Annotated in this window: 21 protein-coding genes; 5 read left to right on the forward strand and 16 right to left on the reverse strand. The window is 45.1% G+C overall.

The window, feature by feature from the left end; genetic code table 11:
- The first annotated feature begins 226 nt into the window (after positions 1-226).
- On the forward strand, positions 227-364 hold the full coding sequence (locus tag OCV50_RS17040) for a hypothetical protein (protein ID WP_162884311.1): 138 nt from the start codon (positions 227-229) through the stop codon (positions 362-364).
- 158 nt (positions 365-522) lie between these two features.
- Here OCV50_RS17040 and OCV50_RS17045 read toward each other — a convergent pair whose 3' ends face one another.
- The 13 genes from OCV50_RS17045 to yiaK form a co-directional block, all read right to left on the reverse strand.
- Complete coding sequence (locus OCV50_RS17045) at positions 523-1,734, reverse strand: MFS transporter (protein ID WP_261905036.1); 1,212 nt, start codon at positions 1,732-1,734, stop codon at positions 523-525.
- Between the two features lie 71 nt (positions 1,735-1,805).
- Positions 1,806-2,129: a hypothetical protein gene (locus OCV50_RS17050; protein WP_239839551.1), complete on the reverse strand. Its 324-nt coding sequence runs from the start codon at positions 2,127-2,129 to the stop codon at positions 1,806-1,808.
- A gap of 9 nt (positions 2,130-2,138) precedes the next feature.
- A complete protein-coding gene (locus OCV50_RS17055; protein ID WP_239839552.1) occupies positions 2,139-3,008 on the reverse strand; it encodes an L-ribulose-5-phosphate 3-epimerase in 870 nt (289 codons plus the stop codon).
- 9 nt (positions 3,009-3,017) lie between these two features.
- Positions 3,018-3,776, reverse strand: a complete 759-nt coding sequence (locus tag OCV50_RS17060; protein WP_239839553.1) for an IclR family transcriptional regulator — start codon at positions 3,774-3,776, stop codon at positions 3,018-3,020.
- A gap of 7 nt (positions 3,777-3,783) precedes the next feature.
- On the reverse strand, positions 3,784-4,449 hold the full coding sequence (locus OCV50_RS17065) for a 3-keto-L-gulonate-6-phosphate decarboxylase UlaD (protein WP_239839554.1): 666 nt from the start codon (positions 4,447-4,449) through the stop codon (positions 3,784-3,786).
- Positions 4,442-5,935 (reverse strand): FGGY-family carbohydrate kinase, encoded by a 1,494-nt coding sequence (locus OCV50_RS17070; RefSeq protein ID WP_261905037.1) that lies wholly within the window; start codon positions 5,933-5,935, stop codon positions 4,442-4,444. Before OCV50_RS17070 ends, OCV50_RS17065 begins: the two co-directional genes overlap by 8 nt.
- Positions 5,935-6,423 carry a YhcH/YjgK/YiaL family protein gene (locus tag OCV50_RS17075; RefSeq protein WP_261905038.1) on the reverse strand — a complete coding sequence of 163 codons (489 nt, stop codon included), beginning with the start codon at positions 6,421-6,423 and terminating at the stop codon, positions 5,935-5,937. The genes OCV50_RS17070 and OCV50_RS17075 overlap by 1 nt, the downstream gene beginning before the upstream one ends.
- 8 nt (positions 6,424-6,431) lie before the next feature.
- Positions 6,432-7,274 (reverse strand): Cof-type HAD-IIB family hydrolase, encoded by an 843-nt coding sequence (locus OCV50_RS17080; protein WP_261905039.1) that lies wholly within the window; start codon positions 7,272-7,274, stop codon positions 6,432-6,434.
- 10 nt (positions 7,275-7,284) lie between these two features.
- The gene (locus OCV50_RS17085; protein WP_261905040.1) at positions 7,285-7,977 is read right to left on the reverse strand and encodes an L-ribulose-5-phosphate 4-epimerase; all 693 of its coding nucleotides are present in this window, start codon (positions 7,975-7,977) and stop codon (positions 7,285-7,287) included.
- A 102-nt stretch (positions 7,978-8,079) separates the two neighbouring features.
- Positions 8,080-9,054: a DctP family TRAP transporter solute-binding subunit gene (locus tag OCV50_RS17090; protein ID WP_171368936.1), complete on the reverse strand. Its 975-nt coding sequence runs from the start codon at positions 9,052-9,054 to the stop codon at positions 8,080-8,082.
- A gap of 21 nt (positions 9,055-9,075) precedes the next feature.
- The gene (locus tag OCV50_RS17095) at positions 9,076-10,356 is read right to left on the reverse strand and encodes a TRAP transporter large permease subunit (RefSeq protein ID WP_061032108.1); all 1,281 of its coding nucleotides are present in this window, start codon (positions 10,354-10,356) and stop codon (positions 9,076-9,078) included.
- A complete protein-coding gene (locus OCV50_RS17100; RefSeq protein WP_116871241.1) occupies positions 10,356-10,844 on the reverse strand; it encodes a TRAP transporter small permease in 489 nt (162 codons plus the stop codon). Before OCV50_RS17100 ends, OCV50_RS17095 begins: the two co-directional genes overlap by 1 nt.
- 24 nt (positions 10,845-10,868) lie before the next feature.
- The gene (yiaK, locus tag OCV50_RS17105) at positions 10,869-11,870 is read right to left on the reverse strand and encodes a 3-dehydro-L-gulonate 2-dehydrogenase (protein ID WP_061032110.1); all 1,002 of its coding nucleotides are present in this window, start codon (positions 11,868-11,870) and stop codon (positions 10,869-10,871) included.
- 401 nt (positions 11,871-12,271) lie between these two features.
- On the opposite strand from yiaK, the gene OCV50_RS17110 reads away from it, so the two are divergent.
- Complete coding sequence (locus OCV50_RS17110) at positions 12,272-13,441, forward strand: glycerate kinase (RefSeq protein ID WP_261905041.1); 1,170 nt, start codon at positions 12,272-12,274, stop codon at positions 13,439-13,441.
- Between the two features lie 168 nt (positions 13,442-13,609).
- Entirely contained in the window at positions 13,610-14,482 is an 873-nt protein-coding gene (locus tag OCV50_RS17115) for a patatin-like phospholipase family protein (protein ID WP_261905042.1), read from the forward strand.
- A gap of 62 nt (positions 14,483-14,544) precedes the next feature.
- On the opposite strand, the gene OCV50_RS17120 is transcribed toward OCV50_RS17115, so the two are convergent.
- From OCV50_RS17120 to OCV50_RS17130, 3 genes are all read right to left on the reverse strand, one after another.
- Positions 14,545-15,543, reverse strand: a complete 999-nt coding sequence (locus OCV50_RS17120; RefSeq protein ID WP_261905043.1) for a 2-hydroxyacid dehydrogenase — start codon at positions 15,541-15,543, stop codon at positions 14,545-14,547.
- Between the two features lie 123 nt (positions 15,544-15,666).
- A complete protein-coding gene (locus tag OCV50_RS17125; RefSeq protein WP_261905044.1) occupies positions 15,667-16,449 on the reverse strand; it encodes a ferredoxin--NADP reductase in 783 nt (260 codons plus the stop codon).
- A 201-nt stretch (positions 16,450-16,650) separates the two neighbouring features.
- Positions 16,651-17,028, reverse strand: a complete 378-nt coding sequence (locus OCV50_RS17130; RefSeq protein WP_261905045.1) for a hypothetical protein — start codon at positions 17,026-17,028, stop codon at positions 16,651-16,653.
- A 422-nt stretch (positions 17,029-17,450) separates the two neighbouring features.
- Between OCV50_RS17130 and OCV50_RS17135 the strand changes: the two genes are divergently transcribed.
- Both OCV50_RS17135 and OCV50_RS17140 read left to right on the forward strand, forming a co-directional pair.
- On the forward strand, positions 17,451-19,484 hold the full coding sequence (locus tag OCV50_RS17135) for a TonB-dependent receptor domain-containing protein (RefSeq protein ID WP_261905046.1): 2,034 nt from the start codon (positions 17,451-17,453) through the stop codon (positions 19,482-19,484).
- 222 nt (positions 19,485-19,706) lie between these two features.
- A complete protein-coding gene (locus OCV50_RS17140; RefSeq protein WP_261905047.1) occupies positions 19,707-20,594 on the forward strand; it encodes an acyltransferase in 888 nt (295 codons plus the stop codon).
- The last annotated feature ends 40 nt before the right edge of the window (positions 20,595-20,634 follow it).

Here is a 20,634-nt window from a genome sequence, read left to right on the forward strand (position 1 = left end):
CTAACAGGCTTGGTTTCTTCTTGGTTCAAAGGGAGCTCCAAGCCTTTTTTGTATCTCTCAATCTAGAGAAAATATTGTCTAGAAGAGCCTTAAGGTGTGGTTAGCTTATCTTTAGCGTGACCAAACTAACGATTTACCATTGTGTAATAAAACTACAGAAATTGTTGACTTCAATCACATTTGGGAGGAAAATTAGCCATAGATCACACAACAACGAGAACGAACAATGAATGCTACAGTAATCACAAACGAAAGCAGCAAAACATTAGTAAAACCTTCTGTAATGAATGAAGTTCTTTTCTTTGCAAAGTCTACGGCAATTATGGGTGCAATCATCCTACTTGTTGCTTCTGCTTGGGTTTAATCTCAACAGATAAACACTAGCTAAGTGTGATCAGGGGTGATGCAATATCACCTACTGATACAACTTAGTTCAAGCTCAATTCAACCTCTCCTTATTTCCCTTATACTTCCTTCAGCAGTCATACTGATCTTTATCTCTTCGTTATATGTAAACGTTATTTAAGCGATTGATTTAGCTTGGTGCTTCACCACTGACCAATACAATACGACCATACCGATATAAGCCAGTGCTGGCGCAACATAGCTCATACTTAGCGTAAATGCGTCAATTAAGCTCGCTTGTACAAAAGGCAATGCAATTCCACCAATAGAACACATGATCAGAATCGCGGCTCCTTGTGAGCTCTGTTTGCCAGCTGCTTGAAGCGCTTGAGCGTAAATGATCGGATAAAGTGTCGAGTTGCAAAGGCCGACGACCAGCAGTAAATAGCCTGTCCAAAGGTGATCAAGCAGCAATGCGGTGATACTGATAACAATAGCAACCAAGCATGAACACAAAAACAGAGTGTGTGAGTTCAGGCGTTGGCCAAACTTGGCAAACAACAAACGGCCAATAAACATAAATACCCAATACGCAGCAATGATCTGGGTGGCTGAGATAAGCCCTAAATCACCATACTTTGCGTCTGCCAAATAGGTAATAGTGAAAGTACCAAAGCTCACTTCAACCCCAATGTAGAACAGAAGAACCAGAGCCAATTTTAGGAAAGAACGATTTTTCAATAACGTAAGTAACCCACGCCAGAAGCCGGTTAGCTGCTTCGGTTTAATGTCAGGGACATCAATGCGCTGAAAGAATACGAGCAAACCAAGGAAAAAGAGCACGATCATTAGAAAGAGAATGGAAACTTGCTCAGCTGTACTGTTAATTTGATAGCTTGTCGCTATCACTACTACCGCACTCAGCACTAAAGGCCCCAGTACTGTTCCTATTGAGTTAGACGCTGTTGCGATGCTTTGTCTAATCACGCTTTTATCGGGTGTTGAAAGTAGAGATACATAAGGTGAACTGACGACTTGAATAGCAGAGAGCCCCGATGCCATTAACAAGATACCAAGCAAGGTAAGCGTTAAATCTTGTGAGCGAACTAAATATGCCATCACCAAGCAGCCCAATACACACCAAAGCAAACAGACTTTTAATGTGCGGCGATAGCCGATTTTTGCCATTACGAATGATGTCGGAAGCGAAACGGTCACTCGAGTGATAAAAAACGCCATCGGAAACAGCATTGCCATTTTATAGTCGAGAGCAAAAGCTTCTTTGTAGTAGGGAATGAGTGAGTTACTTGAAACGGTGATTAGCCCCCAGATAAAAAATATCAGAGACAGTAAAACCAGAGGGGCATCTTTTAACGGGAATACTTTCATAGTGATTCCTTATAAATAGCGACAAAAAAAGCAGAAGATGATCTTCTGCTTTTGATTTAAGTTACTAACAATTAGTCACGCACAAAATTAATGTGGTGCACATGAATATTGTATTTTTCGATGATCACCTTAGTGGCGTGCATGCTTCTAATGCGAGCGTCAGAGTCGAGGGCTTCCGCCATTGCTGACTCACTTTCGTAGCTGTGCTGCATCATAAGTAGCAGGTGTTTATGGCTTTCTGCTTCAATCGCTTCAGGTCTATTAAGCGTTAAACCCTGATTATTCGGAAAAGTACGAATGATCGGTGCGACTTCACTTTCCATGTATTGGTAGAAGTCTTGTTTTTGCTCTTCGGTTAAATCAGCTTCGAAAAATGCGGTGCGAAAAATAGTCATGATCGCTCCTTATAGCTCAAAGCCAGATTGGTTGGCGATCGATTTCAAGGTTGCTTTCGCTTGTTTGATGTCTTCTAACCAGTGGTCATTTTGAGCCCACATTTCGATCACTAATGGTGCGCTGTAGTCAATGTCTGCCAAGGTCTTGAAAATCGCAGGGAAGTCGACTTGGCCTTCACCAATCACAAGGTCTCGGAACTGACCTTTGCAGGTTTCCGAAACGCGCAGTGTATCTTTTAGATGCACTTGCACTAGGTGGTCACGGCTCAGTTTCAGCTCAGTACAAACATCGTAATTCCAACCAGAGATATTGCCGACATCTGGGTAGGCCATGAAGTAAGGAGATGGAATCTCACGTTTTAGGACTTCAAACTTGCTTAGCGAGTTGAGGTAAGGCGTATCCATGATCTCAACGCCCAGCATGATGCCAGCGCGCTCTGCCATTTTCGTTGCTTGCTTCATGCCATCGATAAAGCGTGCATGTGTTTCAGCTGATTGCGGTTCGTAATACACGTCGTAGCCCGCCATTTGAATACAGCGGATGCCTAGTTTGTATGCAAGAGAGATCGCTTTCTCCATGATGATGAAAGACTCTGTGCGAATCGCTTCATCCATAGAACCGAATGGGAATTTACGGTGTGCGCTTAGACACATTGATTGGAAAGGCATTTGATGCTTTTCACATAGGCGGCGAAGCTCGTAAATTTCTTCGTCTGACCAATCGAGACGTGCACGACGCTCGTCGGTCTCATCGACAGAGATTTCGACAAAGTCGAAGCCTGCGTCTTTAGCATAAATAAAACGTTCTTCCCAAGTGAGAGAAGCTGGCATTGCTTTCTCGTAAATACCTAATCTGAATTTGTTTTTAGAATCAAACATTCTTTTTCCTTAAAAGAGTTGTTGTTCTATACGCGCCGTGATGTCTTGGATTTTGTTGGCAATTTCTTCATAGCCTAACGCTTTCATTTTTGGCGTTAGTGAAGAGACACTTACCGCGTATACAGGGGATTTGTTCTTGTCGAAAATAGGAACAGCAACACAAGAAATGCCCGCTTCGTTCTCTTCATCGTCCAGCGCATAACCGCGAGCTTTGATCTTGTCGAGAACATCGAAAAACTGAGATTTATCGAGAATCGTATTCTCAGTTAATGGCTTCATGGTGCTGACATTGCGCTGCCAGTAGGTTTCACGCACAGCGTCAGAGCTGAACGCTAGGTAGCATTTACCAGCGGCAGAGCAGTACATAGGAGAGTGCAAACCGACGTATGTGCGAGTACGAAACGCGGAATTTACCGGTTCAAACTTATCTTTGAAGATGATGTTATCAGCGTCAAAAGAGAGAAAGTTCACCGTCTCATTCACATCGTCGAGCAGTTCAGAGAGGTAAGGCTTAACAGTGCCAGTCACGTCAGAGTTGATGGCGGCATGCCCTAGCTGAACTAACTTCATTGTTAAGCGATACTCTTTACCTGAGCACATTTGAGCAACATAACCAGAGGCTTCAAACGTTGCCAAAATACGGTGGACAGAAGACTTGTTGATGCCTGTCCCTTCAGACACTTTCTGTAGTGAAACGCCATTAGGATAATTCCCAAGGAATTCCAGAACAGTCAGTGCTTTCGACAACGATTTAATTTGCTCACTCATAAATGTGCTACCAGTGTTTACCTATTTCAGTATGGAAATTTTCAGCAATATCACGTCCATTACTTCCGGCTAAAGCGCGGCCAGCAATAAATGATTTTGCAGTCAGATTCTTAAACAAATGCAGATCGTCAGGCACAATACCACCAGTGATGGATAGTTCAATTCCTATATCCGATAATTTTTGCATTTTTATCAAATCTTCTTCTGTCCAGCTCACTCCAGCAAGCTCGGCATCACGAGAACGGTGGTAAATTGCTTGTGTAATACCCATATCGACCCATGCGCGTGCGTCATCCATTGTCCAGTGGCCGTACAGTTCAATTTGTACTTCGCCGTTAAATTCATCGGTGACTTTCTTCGCTGAGCGGATAGTCTCAATGTGAGCGGCTGCGCTAACGGTTACCCAGTTGGCACCGGCTTCCATTGCTAGGCGGGTTAAAATGGCGCTCGCATCAGTGATTTTCATGTCACACACGATAGTGTGGTTTGGGTACTTTTCTCGCAGGATTCTTACGCTGTCTACGCCGTGAGCAAAGGCCAGAATCGTCCCGACTTCAATCACGTCGAGCTTGTCTGCGACATGCTCAATAGACGCGAGTGCGGTATCAATATCCGTCGCATCAAGCGCCATTTGTAATAAAGGCTTAGATGGTTTTAGTAAGGACTTAGTCATCCATTTCTTCCTCAAATTGTTTAAACAACTGAACCAGTCGTTGGTAGTGCTTGTATTTTTTCTGATATTTTTCGTAGTTTGTTGGGTTCGGCTCAACGCGAGAGGCTGAGTGAGTTACGCTTTGCGTGCACTCCGCGAGAGAAGCAAACTCACCAGCGCCAACCATAGCCATCATGGCTGCGCCAAGTGAGCCTGTTTCATCTACGTCGGAGACTTCAACCGTCATTCCTGTAAGGTCTGCCAGCATTTGCATCCAAACCGGGCTAGAGGCAGGACCGCCAGTCACTTTCAACACATCAGCTTTCGGGAAACGCTGGCGCATACGTTCAAGATGAAGGTTATGGCAGAATAGAATGCCTTCCCAAATCGCTTGAACTAGATGGGCTTTGGTGTGGTGAGACTGTAATCCGTAGAAGCCAGATTTAAGCCCTAAGCCTTGGTTTGAACCATAAAGGAATGGCACGAAGTAGACCGAGCTAGATGCCGGGTCTAATGCATCGACTAATGCTTGATTCTGAATGTGGTCGAGCTTGCCATCTTCACCAAGGTAGTCGGCAAACCACTCATAGTTACCTGCTGAGGTTGGGCTTGCCTCATGAATGATGTATTCCCCATCGACCGCATAGTGGCCATAAACAAAGTTGTGCGTCTCTTGAGTGACTTGTTTGGAAATACCCGAGGTGACCGCCCAAGTGCCCATCACATAATTCAAGGTGTCTTCTGATGAATTGATACCAGAGCAGATGGCTGTTGAAACCACATCAAATAGGCCACCAAAGACTGGAGTGCCTAGTGCAAGGCCTGTCTCTTCAGCGATAGCGGCTGTAATTTTGCCCGCTTGCTGCTGAGGTTTTACTACCGGTGGCAGCGCATCCCAGATCTCTTCAATACCGAAGGTTGTCAGCAGTGCTTTGTCGTATTCGCCAGTAATGGAGTTGAAGAAATTGCTTTCTGAGATGTTGGTCAGTTCAGCGGCAACTTCACCTGTTAAGCGATAACGTAGGTAATCGTGCGACATCATTACCGCACCGATTTGATCGTAGCGCTGACGGTCGTTCTCTTTGATCCAACGAATAATCGATACAGGATGACCTGTCCACAGAGTTTGCAATGTGGTTGGGTAGATCTCTTGCGCTTTGCCTTGCTCTAACCACTCTTTAACGATAGGTAGCGAGCGAGAGTCCGACGACATGATGCCGTGGCCCAAGTTTTTGCCCTGTTTGTCCAGCAAGTAGACACCTTTACCTTGCGCTGAAATGCTTAAGCCTTTGATGGCTGTTGGCTCAACCTGCGTGGTTTCAAGTAGCTGTTTAATCACGGCTACAGCGTTGCCCCACAGCGCGTCTAGGTCGCGTTCTACCCAACCTTGCTTTTCGTTAATGACACTCGCTGAGACACGTGACAAACCTTGCTGTTCGCCTTTGGCATTGAAAAGCGCAGCTTTCATAAAGGTACCGCCAGAATCAATTCCGATGTAGTAATTCATTATTTGGCATCCAATAAATCATTGTGAATTTTTACCACCAACTTTCTAACAAGCGAGCTGTCGTCATTTTCAATGTTGGTGATATGAACGGTATCGGGTGTGAAAAGATAGAACTGTTGCGGTTTGGCATGGATAAAGTTCAGTTCAACCCCTTCGTATTCATAAAACTGCAGATCTCTCTGTTCGTTGTAAGGTTCTGCGAGCTTGTGGTCGCCAGTGTCTTTAGACCATGCCATGATTTCGGAACCTTTAAGTACAATTTGTAGATCTGAGTAGTGCTTGTGTACTTCTGGCTTAAAGCATCCGAGAGGCTCTTTTTTATATTCCAGTACAACGAACCAAGCTTGGTCTGCATCAAAACCAGGTAAGGTATGGCGCCCAATCGCTAGAGCATCAGTATCTAGGCTGTTGATATGCTCCAGTACATTTTGAACAGCGACTGGGTAGCTACGGGTAAATTTAGAAAGTTGAGTATTTCCGACTAGCATAAAATTCTCTATTTAAATAAGCGGCTTAAAAGTTCTGCGAGCCCTGTCTTGTCATCGTTATTTTTGTCTGTGACAAGGTCTGCGGTGTTTTTAACGGTGTCGTCGGCATTGTGCATGGCTATACCGAGACCTGCGGCTTGCAGCATTGAGATGTCATTGTGGTTATCACCGACAGCGACACACTCTTCAAGGCGGAAGCCTAGTGGCTTGATGTAACGAGTAAGCGCGTTGCCTTTGCTGTTTCCTTTCGCTGCGAAATCGACGCGATCGATCCAAGAACGCTCGCCATTAAAGTGGTCTTGGACAAATGGAAGTTTGGCGAATTGGTCGACTTCTCCCTCGACGACAAATTTCCAAACGTACTCAGATGCAGCGGCTTCATGATGGAAGTCGTCGACTTTCTGGATGTTCGGACGTTTCGCTGGTGGAAATGTCTCTGACCATTCAAGTAGCGCTTCCATGTATTCGATAGGGCGACTTTTTGAGTAGAGCATGGCGTCACGCACATACATCACCATTTTGAGATCATGTGCTTGAGAAAGCGTGATAAATTCCGCAGCCATCTGTTTGTCGATGGCATTTTCTTCAAGAACGGTATTGGTTTGGTAATCAAAGATATAAGTACCGTTACAGCAAATGATCGGCGTCGATAAACCCAACTGTTCGTAGTAAGGTTTAGCAGCAACATGGTGACGGCCGGTCACTATCACCACATGTGTGTCTTGCGCGATGCTTTTGATTGCGTCGATTAACTCTTGGCTGATGGTGTGTTGAGAGTTGAGCACTGTTCCATCGAGATCGAGAGCTAGAAGCTTATGTTTACAAGGCTTGTGTGGTGATGACTTATCCATGTGCGAGGCCTTACTTCTGTCCGTAGTATGAGTTTTTGCCGTGTTTGCGGTTGTAGTGTTTATCTAGCAGTTCTGGTTGAATCGCGACCTCTGGGCTGATTGAGCGAGTTGCGGTTGCCATAGCTGCGATTTCTTCCATCACCACAGCGTTATGGACAGCATCTGAACCATCTTTACCCCAAGTAAACGGTGCGTGACCGGCAATGATCGCGCCAGGCATTGCTTGCGGATCAATATCGCGTTGGTTGAACTCTTCGATGATCACAAGACCAGTGTTTTTTTCGTAATCAGATTCAATTTCTGCTTTGGTAAGGAGTCGGGTACAAGGTACATCGCCGTAGAAGTAGTCAGCATGTGTGGTACCTAGCGCTGGAATGTCTCGGCCTGCTTGCGCCCAAATCGTCGCGTTGCGAGAGTGCGTATGAACAATGCCGCCAATGGATGGAAACGCTTTGTAGAGTTCAATGTGAGTTGCGGTATCGCTAGATGGGTTCATTGTCCCTTCAACACGATTGCCTTCAAGGTCGACAACCACAATATCGTCTGCCGTCATTACATCGTATTCAACACCAGAAGGTTTAATCGCAATGACACCACGCTCGCGGTCGATTTCAGAGACGTTACCCCAAGTGAAGGTCACAAGGCCATATTTAGGAAGTTGTAAGTTAGCTGCGAGAACGCGTTCTTTTAATTCTTGGTACATAGTGATTTGCCAATGTTCAATAAGTAGAAATCAGAAGGATGGAAATTAAGGCTGCCTCAGTGGGTAGGCTGGACAGCCTTCATCGGTTAATGTGCTTTAGGTTTACTTAGCTGCAACCTTGATCTTGTTGATCATCACATCACCATTTTTCTCAATGTATGCGTTCCATACGGGTTGAATCGCTTCTTGGAAGGCTTTGCCATCAACGTCGCGGTTAACTTGCATACCGTTCGCTTCAAGCTGAGAAATCATTTGCTCCTCTTTCTCTACGCTTAACTTACGTTGCATTGCGACTGCTTCAGCCGATACTTCTTCGATGATTTTTTGTTCTTCAGCACTTAGTTTGTTGAACTTGCGTAGGTTCATTGTCAGAACCAATGGTGAGTAAGCGTGCTGTGTCAGGCTTAGGTACTTTTGTACTTCGTCAAACTTGAACGACAGCGTTACTGGAATTGGGTGGTCCTGTGAATCAACAACGCCCGTTTCAAGTGCTGTGTATAGCTCAGAAACTGGTAGCTGTTGTGGGTTAGCACCTAGCTCGTTGAACATATCGTTCAGTGCTTTAGAGCCGTTTACACGCATTTGCAGACCTTCAACATCAGAAGGAACACGAATAGGTTTTTCGTTGTTGGTCATGTTGCGGTAACCGTTCTCTGGGAAACCAAGACCTTTCAGACCGAATTTCTCGAACTTAGTTAGCACTTCCTTACCCGGTTCACCGTCCAGTACTTTGTATGCCGTTTGGCGGTCTGGAAACATGAACGGCAGAGTGAACGCTGCTGATTCAGGCATCAGGCCGTTGTAGTTGTTCAAACCAACCATCGTTAAATCAACGATGCCAGCACGAGAACCGTCGATCATCTGCTTATCACTGCCTAGCTGACCTTGAGGGTATACGTTGACTTTGATTTCGCCATTAGAACGAGCTTCTACTTCTTTCTTAAAGAAAAGAGATAGGTCTTGTTGCAGGTCAGACTCTGGTGCAGCGTGTGCAAGCTTAAGCGTTGTTGCAGCAAACGTGTTAGCGCTCATCGCGATGGTTGAAGCAAGTAGAGTCATTTTTAGTAGGGTTTTCATTATTATTTTCTCCGTCGAGGATTAACCAATGACATACGACATTGGCACAGTGATAATGCTAGGGAAGATGACAAACAGTGTGAGTAGGGCCATGTATGCAGCAATGAAGGGTAGTACGCCTTTCACAGCCGTCGACATTGGCACTCGAGCTACACCACACACTACGTTCAGTACGGTGCCTACTGGAGGCGTAATCAGACCAATTGAACAGTTGATAACGAACAATAGGCCAAAGTAAGTTGGGTCGATTCCAGCCATTTTGATAACAGGCATCAGTAGCGGAACCAGAATTAGAATGGTCGGGCTTAAATCCATCACCATGCCAACACACAGAACAAGCAGCATGATTACGGCCATTAGTAGTCGAGGACTATCGACCAGTGGACCTAACATTTCAGCAAGCTGTTGTGGTAATTGAGCGACAGTAATTAGCCAAGCTGCCACCATGGCACAGCCAACCAAGAACATAACCATTGCGGTAGAGCGGCCAGCATTAAGTACAATGTGGTAGAAGCTCTTTAGCGTTAGCTCTTTATAAACAAACGTTGAGATGAAGATTGCGTACGCTGCTGCGACAACCGCCGCTTCTGTTGGAGTAAAGATACCGAAGCGGATACCTACAATGATGATGACAGGCAAGAATAGAGCCCAGATACCATCTTTAAGTGCTGCGCGTTTTTCTGCTTTGGTTGCGCGCTCAGAGGTTGCTAAGTTCTCTTTGCGAACCGTCATACGCCACACAAACATCAATGTCATACCCATCAATAGGCCAGGAACAATACCGCCTAGGAAAAGGTTTTTAATTGAAATACCGCCAGCAACACCAACTAAGATAAGTGGAATTGAAGGTGGGATAACTGGTGCGATGATGCCACCTGAAGCTAGCAGACCCATTGATGGTGCTTCTGGGTATTTAGCTGCTTTCATCATTGGGTAAAGGATACTTACCAATGCTGCTGCATCTGCTACTGCTGAGCCGGAAAGGCCGGCAAGTAGAACCGAAGTCATGATGGCTACGTAACCCAAGCCACCTTGGCGGTGACCAACATACGTAGTAGCTAGTCGAACAATACGTTGTGACAAGCCACCCGACGCCATTACTTCACCGGCAATTAGGAAGAATGGGATTGCGAGTAGCGTAAAGCTGTCGACACCATTAATTAAAGACTGCGCAAGAATGTCCGCACTAAAGAAATCCATGTGCAGCATCAGTGCCATTGAAGACAATAGCAGTGCAAACGCAACAGGAAGACCAAGTAAGATTGAGACAATCAATACCGATAAGAAAATGGCTAACGTCATTATTCTTTCTCCTCTTCTAAGCTATCTAGTTGCCAGTCAGGGTTAAAGATTCGAACAAACGCAATCACACCCATTAACACGCCTGACACCACGCCAGCTAAATAAAATAATGCTGAAGGAAGCCCTGTAAGTTGAGAAATATCTGACCAGTTAGACATCATTTGACGGTATGAACCGATGTAAAGCATGCCGACTGAAACCAGTACTACCACCCAACAAATTCGTCTTAGTACGGGCACTGCTTTAGGAAAAAGTCGTTCAGAAAATTCCGCAACAGCGAGGTGCTCACCTCGGCGCAGCACAACGGCTGCACCGAGCATCACAATCCATACAAGACCAAGGCGAGATAGTTCTACAGAGGGACGAAGACCAGAGGAAAAGCCGTAACGCAGCACTACGTTTGTGAAGACCAGTACAATCATACAAGTCAGAATAACGGCCATGATGACGTCGATACTTTTCCAAATACTCTTAAATACACTTTGCATAAAGCTTTCCCCACCTCAGGCGAATTACAGAGACGTAATTTGGTCCCAGATTCCATCGTTGATTTCAATACCGCCAGCCGCTGCGTGCTTGTCGATGAAGTTCTGAATCTCAGAACCTGCAATCATTACTGAACCTGTTTCTGCTGGCTCTGACGCCAGTACGTAGTCACGGATACGCTTCATCTCTTGTGCGTATTGGCCCTCACCCATTGTTTTGCTGAGGTCAATTGCGATAAGGAATTGTGAAACGCCGAATTCGCCGCCCATGTCTTCTGTTAGGGCTGGAACTGAGTTACCACCAGTGATAGCAGTTAGCATCATGTCTAGCACGATTGCCATTGAAGAGCCTTTCCAGAAGCCCATTGGCAGTAGACGTTTATTTTCCCAAAGTACGTGTGGGTCTTTGGTTAGGTTGCCTTCGTTGTCGAAGCCACCCACAACAGGAAGTTCTTTGTCTGCAAGTACGAAGTTTTGTAGTTGGCCGTATGAGAATTGTGTCATTGAGCAGTCAACCACGACTGGTGGATCGCCTGCGATCGCCATGATCAGAGGGTTAGAACCAACGCGGTGATCTTTACCACCCCAAGCTGGCATCACTGCGATAGAGTTTGTTGATGCAATACCTGCAAAGCCTTCACGAGCCATTTTCAGAACGTATGCACCGCCACGCATCCAGTGGTTCGAGTTACGCATACCCACCATGCCGATACCGTAGTCACGAGCCAGTTCCATTGCACGTTCAGCACAGATAAGACCGTTCAGTACGCCAGGGCCAAAATTACAGTCCCATTGCTCAAGTGCGCCCATGCTGTTCACGCATTCTGGCTCTGCGTTAAGCTTGATTTGACCTTTGTCTACTTGATCAATGAACACTGGGAAACGGTTAATACCATGTGAATAAGTACCTTCATTAGCCATTTCAACAAAACCCGCGGCAAGCTTGGTCGCCATCTCTGGTTTCATGTCTCGAGCTAGTAGGATTCGTTCATATTCTTGTTGTAGTTTTTCAGTGGATACTAAAGGCATCTCTGTTCTCCGATAAAGTAAATTCCATAATGCGGAATGAATTATTGTTGAGATTCCAAATTAATACTGTGAGCAAAGTGGCGCTTTATTTTCTTATTAAGTTTTTCTCTAATAACTGTTAACGAGTTAAAAAATGAAACAAAAAGATTGTTCAATTCCACAATGCGGAACAAAAAGCGTGTTCTCTATCAGGTTTTGATGAATAATTTGGTTGAATTGGGCGTCTTAATGGCGGCAAAAGTGCCAAATAGTGAGTTGACAGCAAACGGTAATTTTACTGAAGAGGTGAATTGGTGGCTGATTTTCGAGATCCCTGACCGGTTTGCTATGCTCGGAGAGCTTAATGTTTCCTCTTCTATATAGTAACGTTGTTGAGTATCGACTTATTAGAGTGCCTCCCAATGAAAATAGTTATTGCACCAGACTCATTCAAAGAGTCCTTAGACGCTGCTTCTGTGGCGACATGTATTGAAAATGGGTTTCGGGAAGTCTTTCCTGACGCGGAATATGTCGCGCTGCCATTAGCGGATGGTGGAGAAGGTACGGTGGATGTCCTTCTGCAGGGATTGTCGGGCGAAAAGTACACCACCGAAGTGATGGGTCCGCTTGGTAATACAGTCAATGCGCAATGGGCAATGTTAGAGCCTTCACACAGTAACCCAAAGCGCACTGCTTTAATTGAGATTGCTGCGGCATCTGGTTTGGACTTGGTAACGCCAGAGCAGCGTAACCCAATGCTCGCGACGTCGTTTGGTACCGGGCAGTTGATGCTTGAGGCGATTGAACAAGGTGCGGAGTCGATCATTCTTGGCTTGGGCGGCAGTGCGACCAATGATGGCGGCGCAGGAATTGTTCAGGCACTAGGAGGCAAGCTGCTGGATGACCAAGGTAAAGAAATCGCGTTAGGTGGATTTGCTTTGTCTCAGCTAACGACGATCGACCTTTCAGGGTTAGATGATCGCATACGAAACATTGATCTGACAGTCGCTTGTGATGTGGCAAACCCACTGTGTGGTGAAAATGGAGCGAGTCATATTTTTGGTCCACAGAAAGGGGCGTCACCTGAACAAGTAACAATGCTAGATTCCACACTTCATCATTTCGCGACCGTCGCGATGCAACAACATCCCACTATTGCAAAAAGCGACACCTTAGAAACGTCTGGTTATGGTGCAGCGGGTGGCACGCCAATGGGGCTGAGCCTGCTGTTTGCAATGCAATTAAAGCCGGGTATTGAGATGGTGTTAGACACACTTAACGCCGATGAAGTGTTAAAAGGTGCTTCTCTGGTTATTACCGGCGAGGGGCAGATGGATAACCAAACCCTACAAGGGAAAACGCCTTATGGTATTGCCCTTCGCGCTCAAAAACAGGGCATACCTACGATAGGTATCGCAGGGTCGTTAGGCAGCGAAGTTGATGAGCTTTATTCGGCCATGACGTCTCTTTTTGGAACGGTGCGGTCACCGCAACCTCTTAGCCAAGTTCTCGAAGAGGCAGAAGCTAACCTTACCCGCACGGCTAGGAATATTGCTGCGACATTAAAATTAGGTCACTCCATCCTAAGCTAATATCTTTAATCAATTAGCTAAACTTGATATTACCGCTGGTGGTTATTCCGGCGGTATCTTCAATGATAGATTTCACCTATCGAATCTATAAATTTATCCCATTATCATTTGTAGCCAGTGAGTCTTACTATTTCTGCATCAGTTTTAAAGTAGTAATAGAGTAGATAGATGAGTAAGAAAGCACTGATTGTAGAAGGCGGCGCAATGCGCGGTATTTTCGCGGCGGGTGTATTAGATGCATTCATGGCGGAAGAGTTTAAACCGTACGATTTTGCAATCGGTGTGTCAGCCGGCGTCTCTAACCTGATCGGTTACTTGTCGCATGCCCCTCGTCGCAGCCTTGATGTCATCACTACCATGGCGACAGACAAAGCATTCTTTAATCCAGCTCGCTTTGCCAAAGGCGGCAACTTGGTGGATGTGAAATGGTTGTGGGAAGAGTCGAATTTACGTTATCCATTGGATTACAACCGACTGTTTGGTGGCATTCCGTTTTACGCTGCGGTAACGAACGTAGAGACAGGTAATGCTAACTACTACCAAATCCAACCAGAAAATCTATCCAATGTCGTAGAGGCGACCACAGCTTTGCCGATCGCTTATCGCGAAACACCGTGTTTTTCAGGAGGCTGTTATACCGATGGCGGCGTAGCGGATTCTATTCCAGTCAGAGAAGCCTATCGTCGCGGTGCGCGTGATATTACTGTGATTTTGTCGCACCCATTGAGTTATCAAATGAAGCCGCAAAAGTATCAGTGGGTGATCAAAAAACTGCTTTCCAAATACCCAAACATTGCAGAATCGATGGCAGTGCGAGCGGAAAACTACAACCAATCTCTCGAGTTTATTCGTAACCCACCAAAGGATGCCAAAATCAAAGTGATCGCTCCACCAGAGAATTTCGGAGTAAAAAGGTTGACCATGGAGCAGTCAATATTGAGCGACGGGTACCAAATGGGTATCGATGCAGGTAATGAACATTTAGCGATTCGAAATGGAATCCATGGTTTGGATACCGAGAACTGCCACTTCTGTATTTAGTCGTCGATTTCTAACCACGAGCCTGTGTATTAGGCTCGTGGTGATGAGTAGACGCTGATTACTTATGATTCAATAAGTTCGTTGCCACTTTTCTCATTGCCAAAGTAAGCGGCAATGCTACCGAGAGTAGTGTTGGCAATGTTTGCTAAGGCATCTTTTGTCAGAAACGCTTGATGGCCTGTAAATAGCACGTTGTGACAAGCGGATAAACGGCGGAACACGTCGTCGACAATCACATCGTTAGATTTGTCTTGGAAGAACAGCTCTTTCTCATTGTCATATACATCAAGGCCTAATGCGCCAATCTTACTCTGTTTTAGCGCCTCAATAGCAGCCGTTGAATCAAGTAACTCACCACGGCTAGTGTTTACGATCATCACCCCATCTTTCATTTTGCTAAACGCTTGGGCGTCAAGTAGGTGGTAGTTCTCTTTACTCATCGGGCAGTGCAGAGAAATCACATCTGCGTTTTGGTAAAGCTCATCCAGCTCAACGTATTTTGCACCTAACTCTTCAGCAAGTGGGTTAGGGTATGGGTCGTAACATAGGATGTTCATTCCCAAACCTTTGAGGATGCGCATTGTCGCTAGGCCAATTTTACCGGAACCGATTACGCCAACGGTTTTTCCGTAGAAGTTGAAACCAACCAGACCTTCAAGTGAGAAGTTTGCATCACGGGTGCGTTGATACGCTTTGTGTAGCTTGCGGTTCAGACACATCATCATCCCGACTGTGTGCTCAGCCACTGACTCTGGTGAGTAAGCAGGAACGCGAACGACCTGAAGGCCAAGCTCTTTTGCTGCCTCTAGGTCTACTTTGTCAAAACCAGCACAACGCATTGCAATTAGCTTGGTACCACCTTGAGCCAATACTTCGAGCACGTCACGAGACAAGTCATCGTTTACAAAAGCACAAACCGCTTCGCAGTCGTGAGCCATTTTTGCGGTAGTGGTTGTTAAACGAAAATCGTGGAAATGAAACTCGGCTTGGAGTTCTCCTTTCGCCAATGTAAATGACTTTTCGTCGTATGATTTTGAGCTAAAAAAAGCAATGTTGAGCATGGCTTCCTCTCTTACCTTAAACATCAATAATAAGTATCAAAATGAGCAATTTACGCAGTGTGCGCCACTTTAGATGTGTTGTCTATCATGATTAGTCATTGTTTTTATTATGGTTATTTCAACCTACCAGTAGTTTTCGCTGCTGAACTGTCCGGGCTTACGACGTAGGTGTTTTTCTAATCCAAGTTGATTTAAGGCTGCACTGGTGTCACGAACCATTTCTGGATTGCCGCAAAGATAGAAGAAACTACGCTCTTTATTGACAGTGACAGACGTGGCTTGCTCAAGGTCGCCTCCAAGTAACAAACTTGGGATTCGTCCGCGCAAAGCTCCGGTAACGGATTCTCTTGAAATAATTGGCACATAATGGAGTGCTCCTTGAAAGTGTTGGATGAATGTTTGGATGCGCTCTTGATAAGTCAGATCAGCCTGAGTTCTCACCGCGTGCACTAGGACAAGGTGTTCAAATGGCAGAGCGGACTTCTGTAATTGCAGTTGTTGTAGAAGTGAGAGAAAGGGACCGATTGCTGTGCCTGTCGAAAGCATCCATAGGTCTTTGGCAGTCGCTGGAATCTCTTCGAGTGTCATAAACCCACTTGGATCTCGTCCAACATATACTTCATCGCCTTGCTGCAGTTGGTGGAGCTTGGGTGAAAGCTGACCATCTGAGTCTTTAACGATTAAAAACTCCAAATGTTGGTAGCCATTTTGGTGTGACGGAGCGTTTACCATCGAGTAAGCACGTCGAACCAACTCCTCTTGTTCAGTCACAAGCCCCAACTTGGTAAATTGCCCTGCGATGTAATGTGAAACGGGTGCTTTTACTTCAAGTGAGAAAAGTTGGTGGTTCCAATCTGTTCTCGCGATAACGGTTCCTGAAACTAAGCCATGCGGAAGTTCTGTCATAGTCTTGTTCTCCTATTGAGTGCCTCTATACCAAGGCTCTAATAAGCATAATCAAAGAGTCTGACTTAATATTAGCAGGTTACATGCCAATAATGAGAATTGTTATCATATGGGATTGGGGAGATAAGTTGGTTGGAAAAATGAGTATATATGACTCATTCATGATTGAGTCTTTACGGGTCGCTTGTGTCTATATGACTCTTAGGTTTTTGAATCTCTGATCGCTTTAGCTAACTTCTTCGAACCTTGAGTGCAAATTAGGTCATCAAGGCGGATCGTTTTGTTTGGCGTTTTAGAATTGAAGGGTTTGGTTTTGGTTGCGATTTTACAGCTGGGGCAAGCAGGGTTAGTGAGTATCGATCTAGGTTGCTTAAAGACAATGTGATTGCAGCTAGGGCAAAGCAATGAAATCTTAGTGGTTTGATTTTGGTAGTGGTAGCTGTCGGTAAATTGATAGCCAAACTCTATAGCCACTTGTTCGATTTCACGCTGAGATTTGGCGCTTCTTCTAATAACGGGTTTGATCGAAAGTAAGTATTGTTCAAAGTCAGAATCAGAGAGCTGGTATAGAGTTTTCATGAGCGTGTTTCGATAGCGGTAACGGTGTTTGAATTAGGACGTTGAGTATCATAACAAGAGGGTTTGTTGTCTGGCGTAATGGCGTGTAAGCGAGGTAAGGGAAGTTAAGCCATAGAGTTTTGGCAAAATAATTCACATAGAAAAGGCATGACTGATTTGAATGAGATAATGGTTCTGTATTCACTTAGTTTTCAGTATCTATGCAAAAAGCCACCAGTTTTATGCTGGTGGCTACCTATTTCTAGGGTTTTTCGAAATATTCAGTTCAATAAACAAGAGTTCAGTGAACTTTGATGAATACTATATTCCACACTCATAAAAATAAAGAATAGAAAAGTAAAGAATGTAAATGAGATGAATTATCATTCGCATCGTGTATTATGCACCGCTCTTGTTGTTGTTTATAAAATATAAGTACCATTATGAAACTGAAGTCACTTTCTGCAGCGGTTATTGTTGCACTCGCCTCTTTTTCTGCCCAATCAGCAGATGAAACCATTGTTGTTGTCGGTTCAGCCCTAGATCAACACGTTCAGACTGAGATCAACTCAGAGACTCTAGAACAGAAACAAGCGTCAGATATCAAAGATGTTCTAAATACCATGCCGAGCGTAACGGCTGATGGCAACGCGCGTTACTCTCGTAAAGTCTTCATCCGTGGTATGGAAGATAAATTCTCGGTCGTAACCATTGATGGTGCACGTCAAGAAGGTCAGCTTTTCCACCACTCGGGCGATCAAACCTTTGACCCTGCAATGCTAAAATCAGCGGAAATTACTCTAGGCGGCAACTCTGTACTTTCTGGTGCTGGTGCGATTAACGGCTCATTCAGCTACGAAACAAAAGATCCGAGTGATTTACTACGTGGTGACGAAACGATTGGCGCACGCGTTAAGACGGGCTATCAAACGGCTTACGAGCGTTTCACAACTAACGTGGCGGTTTACGCGAAACTGAACGACAAGCTTCAGTTCATGGGTATCGCTAACTACTCTGAAGACGGTGACTTACATATCCCAGGTGAGGACGATGTTACATCTAAGCAAGGTGAACTAAAGTCTGGTTTGGCGAAAGTGGTATTTATTCCAAATGACGCGAACGAATTTAAGCTGACGTTCAATAAATACGAAGATGGTGGTAAGCGTCAGTTATCAGGCGAAAAAGCAGGCGCGCTATATGCAGATAATGAGCACAACTATCATGCAATCAGCCGTGACACAGTGACATTGAACCACCACTATGACAACGGCAGTGATCTTATAAACCTTAAGACAGACCTATACTACAATCGCCAGTACATGGACCGTGACGCTCTAACTGAAGATTATGGTAATTGGGACAATTCATCAGGCAGTTGGGTGTTTACTAAAGACGGCGAACTGTCCATTCCAGATCGTGAATACAATGTGACGACCATTGGTGGTGATATCCGCAACATCTCATGGGTAGGTGAGCACGAGCTGACTTATGGTGTTGAAGGCTATAAAGCGAAACAGTGGATTGATTCTGGTCTCGGTACTTACACATCTGGCTCAAAAGCGGGTGAAACTAAAAACTACGACATGGATGGTGGCACAGTTACCGCTTATGGTATCTATGCTCAAGACGCTTTTGAAATCAGTGACTTCCGCTTTGTTACCGGTCTTCGCTATGACATTCATAAGCTAGGTGGTGTGTTCTCTGGTAAGTATGATCAGCTATCACCTAAGTTCCAAGGTGAGCATCAAACAACAGATAACCTAAGACTGCGTGTGGGTTACGGCCGTCTATTCAAAGGTGCCGCTCTTCCTGAAACGCTAACCATGAAAGCTGCGAGTGATGTAAAGCAAGCCGATACCAAAGCAATGACAGGTAACAACTACGAAGCGGGCTTCGACTACGACCTGTCTGATTTGTTGGCAGCGGATCATGCAATTCTAGGTTTCACAGCGTACCAGTACGATCTTGATAACCAGATGCACCCAACCAAAAACAACACAACGTTGATAAACCAGTACGATGTTGAGGTATGGGGTGTCGAAACCGTGTTTACGTACAGCATCGATGACTTCGCTCTGTATGCGAACCACTCATTCTCTGACGGTGACCAAACCAGCTTGAAAGATGGCACTACAAGCCACATGAACAAAACCGGCATCCACAACATTAAAACGGGCTTTAATTACAGCCTGTCTAATGAGCTAGTGTTTGGTTGGGATGCGCGTTTCGTGCCGGGTAATGAATATACGGACGCAAAAGGTGTGAAGATTGAGCGTGCTGGCTTCGGTACTCACAATATTTGGGCGGCTTACGTGCCAGATTTTGCGAAAGATCTATCGGTTAACCTTGCTGTCGATAACCTATTCGATAAGAAGTACGCAGAACACACAGGCTTTGGTATCTCTTGGGGTTCTGAGAAGTACACCAGCTACGAAGCCGGTCGTAACTTCAAAGCGTCTGTTGCTTACAGCTTCTAAAAAAACAGAAACTGCCTAGAACAAACCTCGCATTACGCGGGGTTTGTTTTTTTGAGTTCATTATTTTGCCGACGGTGCGGTCAAATCATTTAAACTTAACTCCTATGACCACCTGTTCAAATGTGTCATAAATATTTCAATCGGTAGATAGAGGTGCAATGAAAAAGGTATAATATCCGCTCCTGTTTTATACCGAATCTTGTTAAGTTACTGTTTATCAATATGTTAGATATCTTCCGTTTAGTCATCAGTGTTACCTTGGTGACTATCAACACTGCCGTCATAACGGTGCTGATCTCATTGTTCGCCCTGATCAAACTGCCCATTCCAGTACCCCAAGTGACCACGTTTTCAAACCGCTGTTCTGATGCAGTATTTTGGCTATGGGCTACGGTGAATCTCGGCATCCTGTCTTCAATGAATCGTATAGACTGGCAAATTGAGGGAGGTGAGGAACTGTCAAAAGAGCAGTGGTATTTGATGATGTCGAATCATCGCAGTTGGGCAGACATCGTGGTTTTGGCCTCTGTTATGAAAGACAGAATGCCAATGCCGAAGTTCTTTCTAAAGCATGATCTTCTCTACGTCCCCTTTGTTGGTTTGGCGTGTTGGGGGTTAGATATGCCATTTATGAGAAGACACTCGCGCGAGTTTTTGCTGAAACATCCAGAGCGTCGTAATGACGACTTCAATGCGATTCAGAAGTCTTGTCAGAAGTTTCAAAATAACCCGACGACGGTGGTGAACTTCGTAGAAGGCACGCGAGTAAATGCGGGCAAATTGGCGACAGTGAAAACACCTTACCAACATCTACTGAAGCCCAAAACGGGTGGCGTGGCATTTGCTCTTTCTAATATGGGCCACATGCTCAATGGGGTCGTTGATGTAACACTGGCTTATCCAGAGAATCAAGAATCACCATTTGAAGATATGCTTAAAGGCAAGATGACTAAGATTGTTGTGCGAATCAAAGTGCACCCGATGGATGAAAACCTAGATGGTAACTACTTCGAAGATAAAGCCTTCAAGCGCCGTTTCCACGGTTGGCTCAATGGTACCTGGGAAGAGAAAGACCAGTACCTTGATGGCGTGTATACCAGTAAGCAATAGCCATTATCATTGATAACCAGATACGAGAAAGCCGATTGAT

The sequence above is a fragment of the Vibrio fortis genome, from assembly GCF_024347475.1.
Lineage (GTDB): Bacteria > Pseudomonadota > Gammaproteobacteria > Enterobacterales > Vibrionaceae > Vibrio > Vibrio fortis.

Excerpts from the sequence above, each read along its gene's own strand:
- OCV50_RS17080 (WP_261905039.1), bottom strand. The coding sequence starts at position 7,274 with ATGGATAAGTCATCACCACACAAGCCTTGTAAACATAAGCTTCTAGCT.
- yiaK (WP_061032110.1), bottom strand. The coding sequence starts at position 11,870 with ATGCCTTTAGTATCCACTGAAAAACTACAACAAGAATATGAACGAATC.
- OCV50_RS17125 (WP_261905044.1), bottom strand. The coding sequence starts at position 16,449 with ATGACAGAACTTCCGCATGGCTTAGTTTCAGGAACCGTTATCGCGAGA.
- OCV50_RS17065 (WP_239839554.1), bottom strand. The coding sequence starts at position 4,449 with ATGACTAAGTCCTTACTAAAACCATCTAAGCCTTTATTACAAATGGCG.
- OCV50_RS17090 (WP_171368936.1), bottom strand. The coding sequence starts at position 9,054 with ATGAAAACCCTACTAAAAATGACTCTACTTGCTTCAACCATCGCGATG.
- OCV50_RS17120 (WP_261905043.1), bottom strand. The coding sequence starts at position 15,543 with ATGCTCAACATTGCTTTTTTTAGCTCAAAATCATACGACGAAAAGTCA.
- OCV50_RS17140 (WP_261905047.1), top strand. The coding sequence starts at position 19,707 with ATGTTAGATATCTTCCGTTTAGTCATCAGTGTTACCTTGGTGACTATC.
- OCV50_RS17110 (WP_261905041.1), top strand. The coding sequence starts at position 12,272 with ATGAAAATAGTTATTGCACCAGACTCATTCAAAGAGTCCTTAGACGCT.
- OCV50_RS17100 (WP_116871241.1), bottom strand. The coding sequence starts at position 10,844 with ATGCAAAGTGTATTTAAGAGTATTTGGAAAAGTATCGACGTCATCATG.
- OCV50_RS17085 (WP_261905040.1), bottom strand. The coding sequence starts at position 7,977 with ATGTACCAAGAATTAAAAGAACGCGTTCTCGCAGCTAACTTACAACTT.
- OCV50_RS17045 (WP_261905036.1), bottom strand. The coding sequence starts at position 1,734 with ATGAAAGTATTCCCGTTAAAAGATGCCCCTCTGGTTTTACTGTCTCTG.
- OCV50_RS17040 (WP_162884311.1), top strand. The coding sequence starts at position 227 with ATGAATGCTACAGTAATCACAAACGAAAGCAGCAAAACATTAGTAAAA.
- OCV50_RS17060 (WP_239839553.1), bottom strand. The coding sequence starts at position 3,776 with ATGAGTGAGCAAATTAAATCGTTGTCGAAAGCACTGACTGTTCTGGAA.
- OCV50_RS17075 (WP_261905038.1), bottom strand. The coding sequence starts at position 6,423 with ATGCTAGTCGGAAATACTCAACTTTCTAAATTTACCCGTAGCTACCCA.
- OCV50_RS17135 (WP_261905046.1), top strand. The coding sequence starts at position 17,451 with ATGAAACTGAAGTCACTTTCTGCAGCGGTTATTGTTGCACTCGCCTCT.
- OCV50_RS17050 (WP_239839551.1), bottom strand. The coding sequence starts at position 2,129 with ATGACTATTTTTCGCACCGCATTTTTCGAAGCTGATTTAACCGAAGAG.
- OCV50_RS17095 (WP_061032108.1), bottom strand. The coding sequence starts at position 10,356 with ATGACGTTAGCCATTTTCTTATCGGTATTGATTGTCTCAATCTTACTT.
- OCV50_RS17130 (WP_261905045.1), bottom strand. The coding sequence starts at position 17,028 with ATGAAAACTCTATACCAGCTCTCTGATTCTGACTTTGAACAATACTTA.
- OCV50_RS17055 (WP_239839552.1), bottom strand. The coding sequence starts at position 3,008 with ATGTTTGATTCTAAAAACAAATTCAGATTAGGTATTTACGAGAAAGCA.
- OCV50_RS17115 (WP_261905042.1), top strand. The coding sequence starts at position 13,610 with ATGAGTAAGAAAGCACTGATTGTAGAAGGCGGCGCAATGCGCGGTATT.
- OCV50_RS17070 (WP_261905037.1), bottom strand. The coding sequence starts at position 5,935 with ATGAATTACTACATCGGAATTGATTCTGGCGGTACCTTTATGAAAGCT.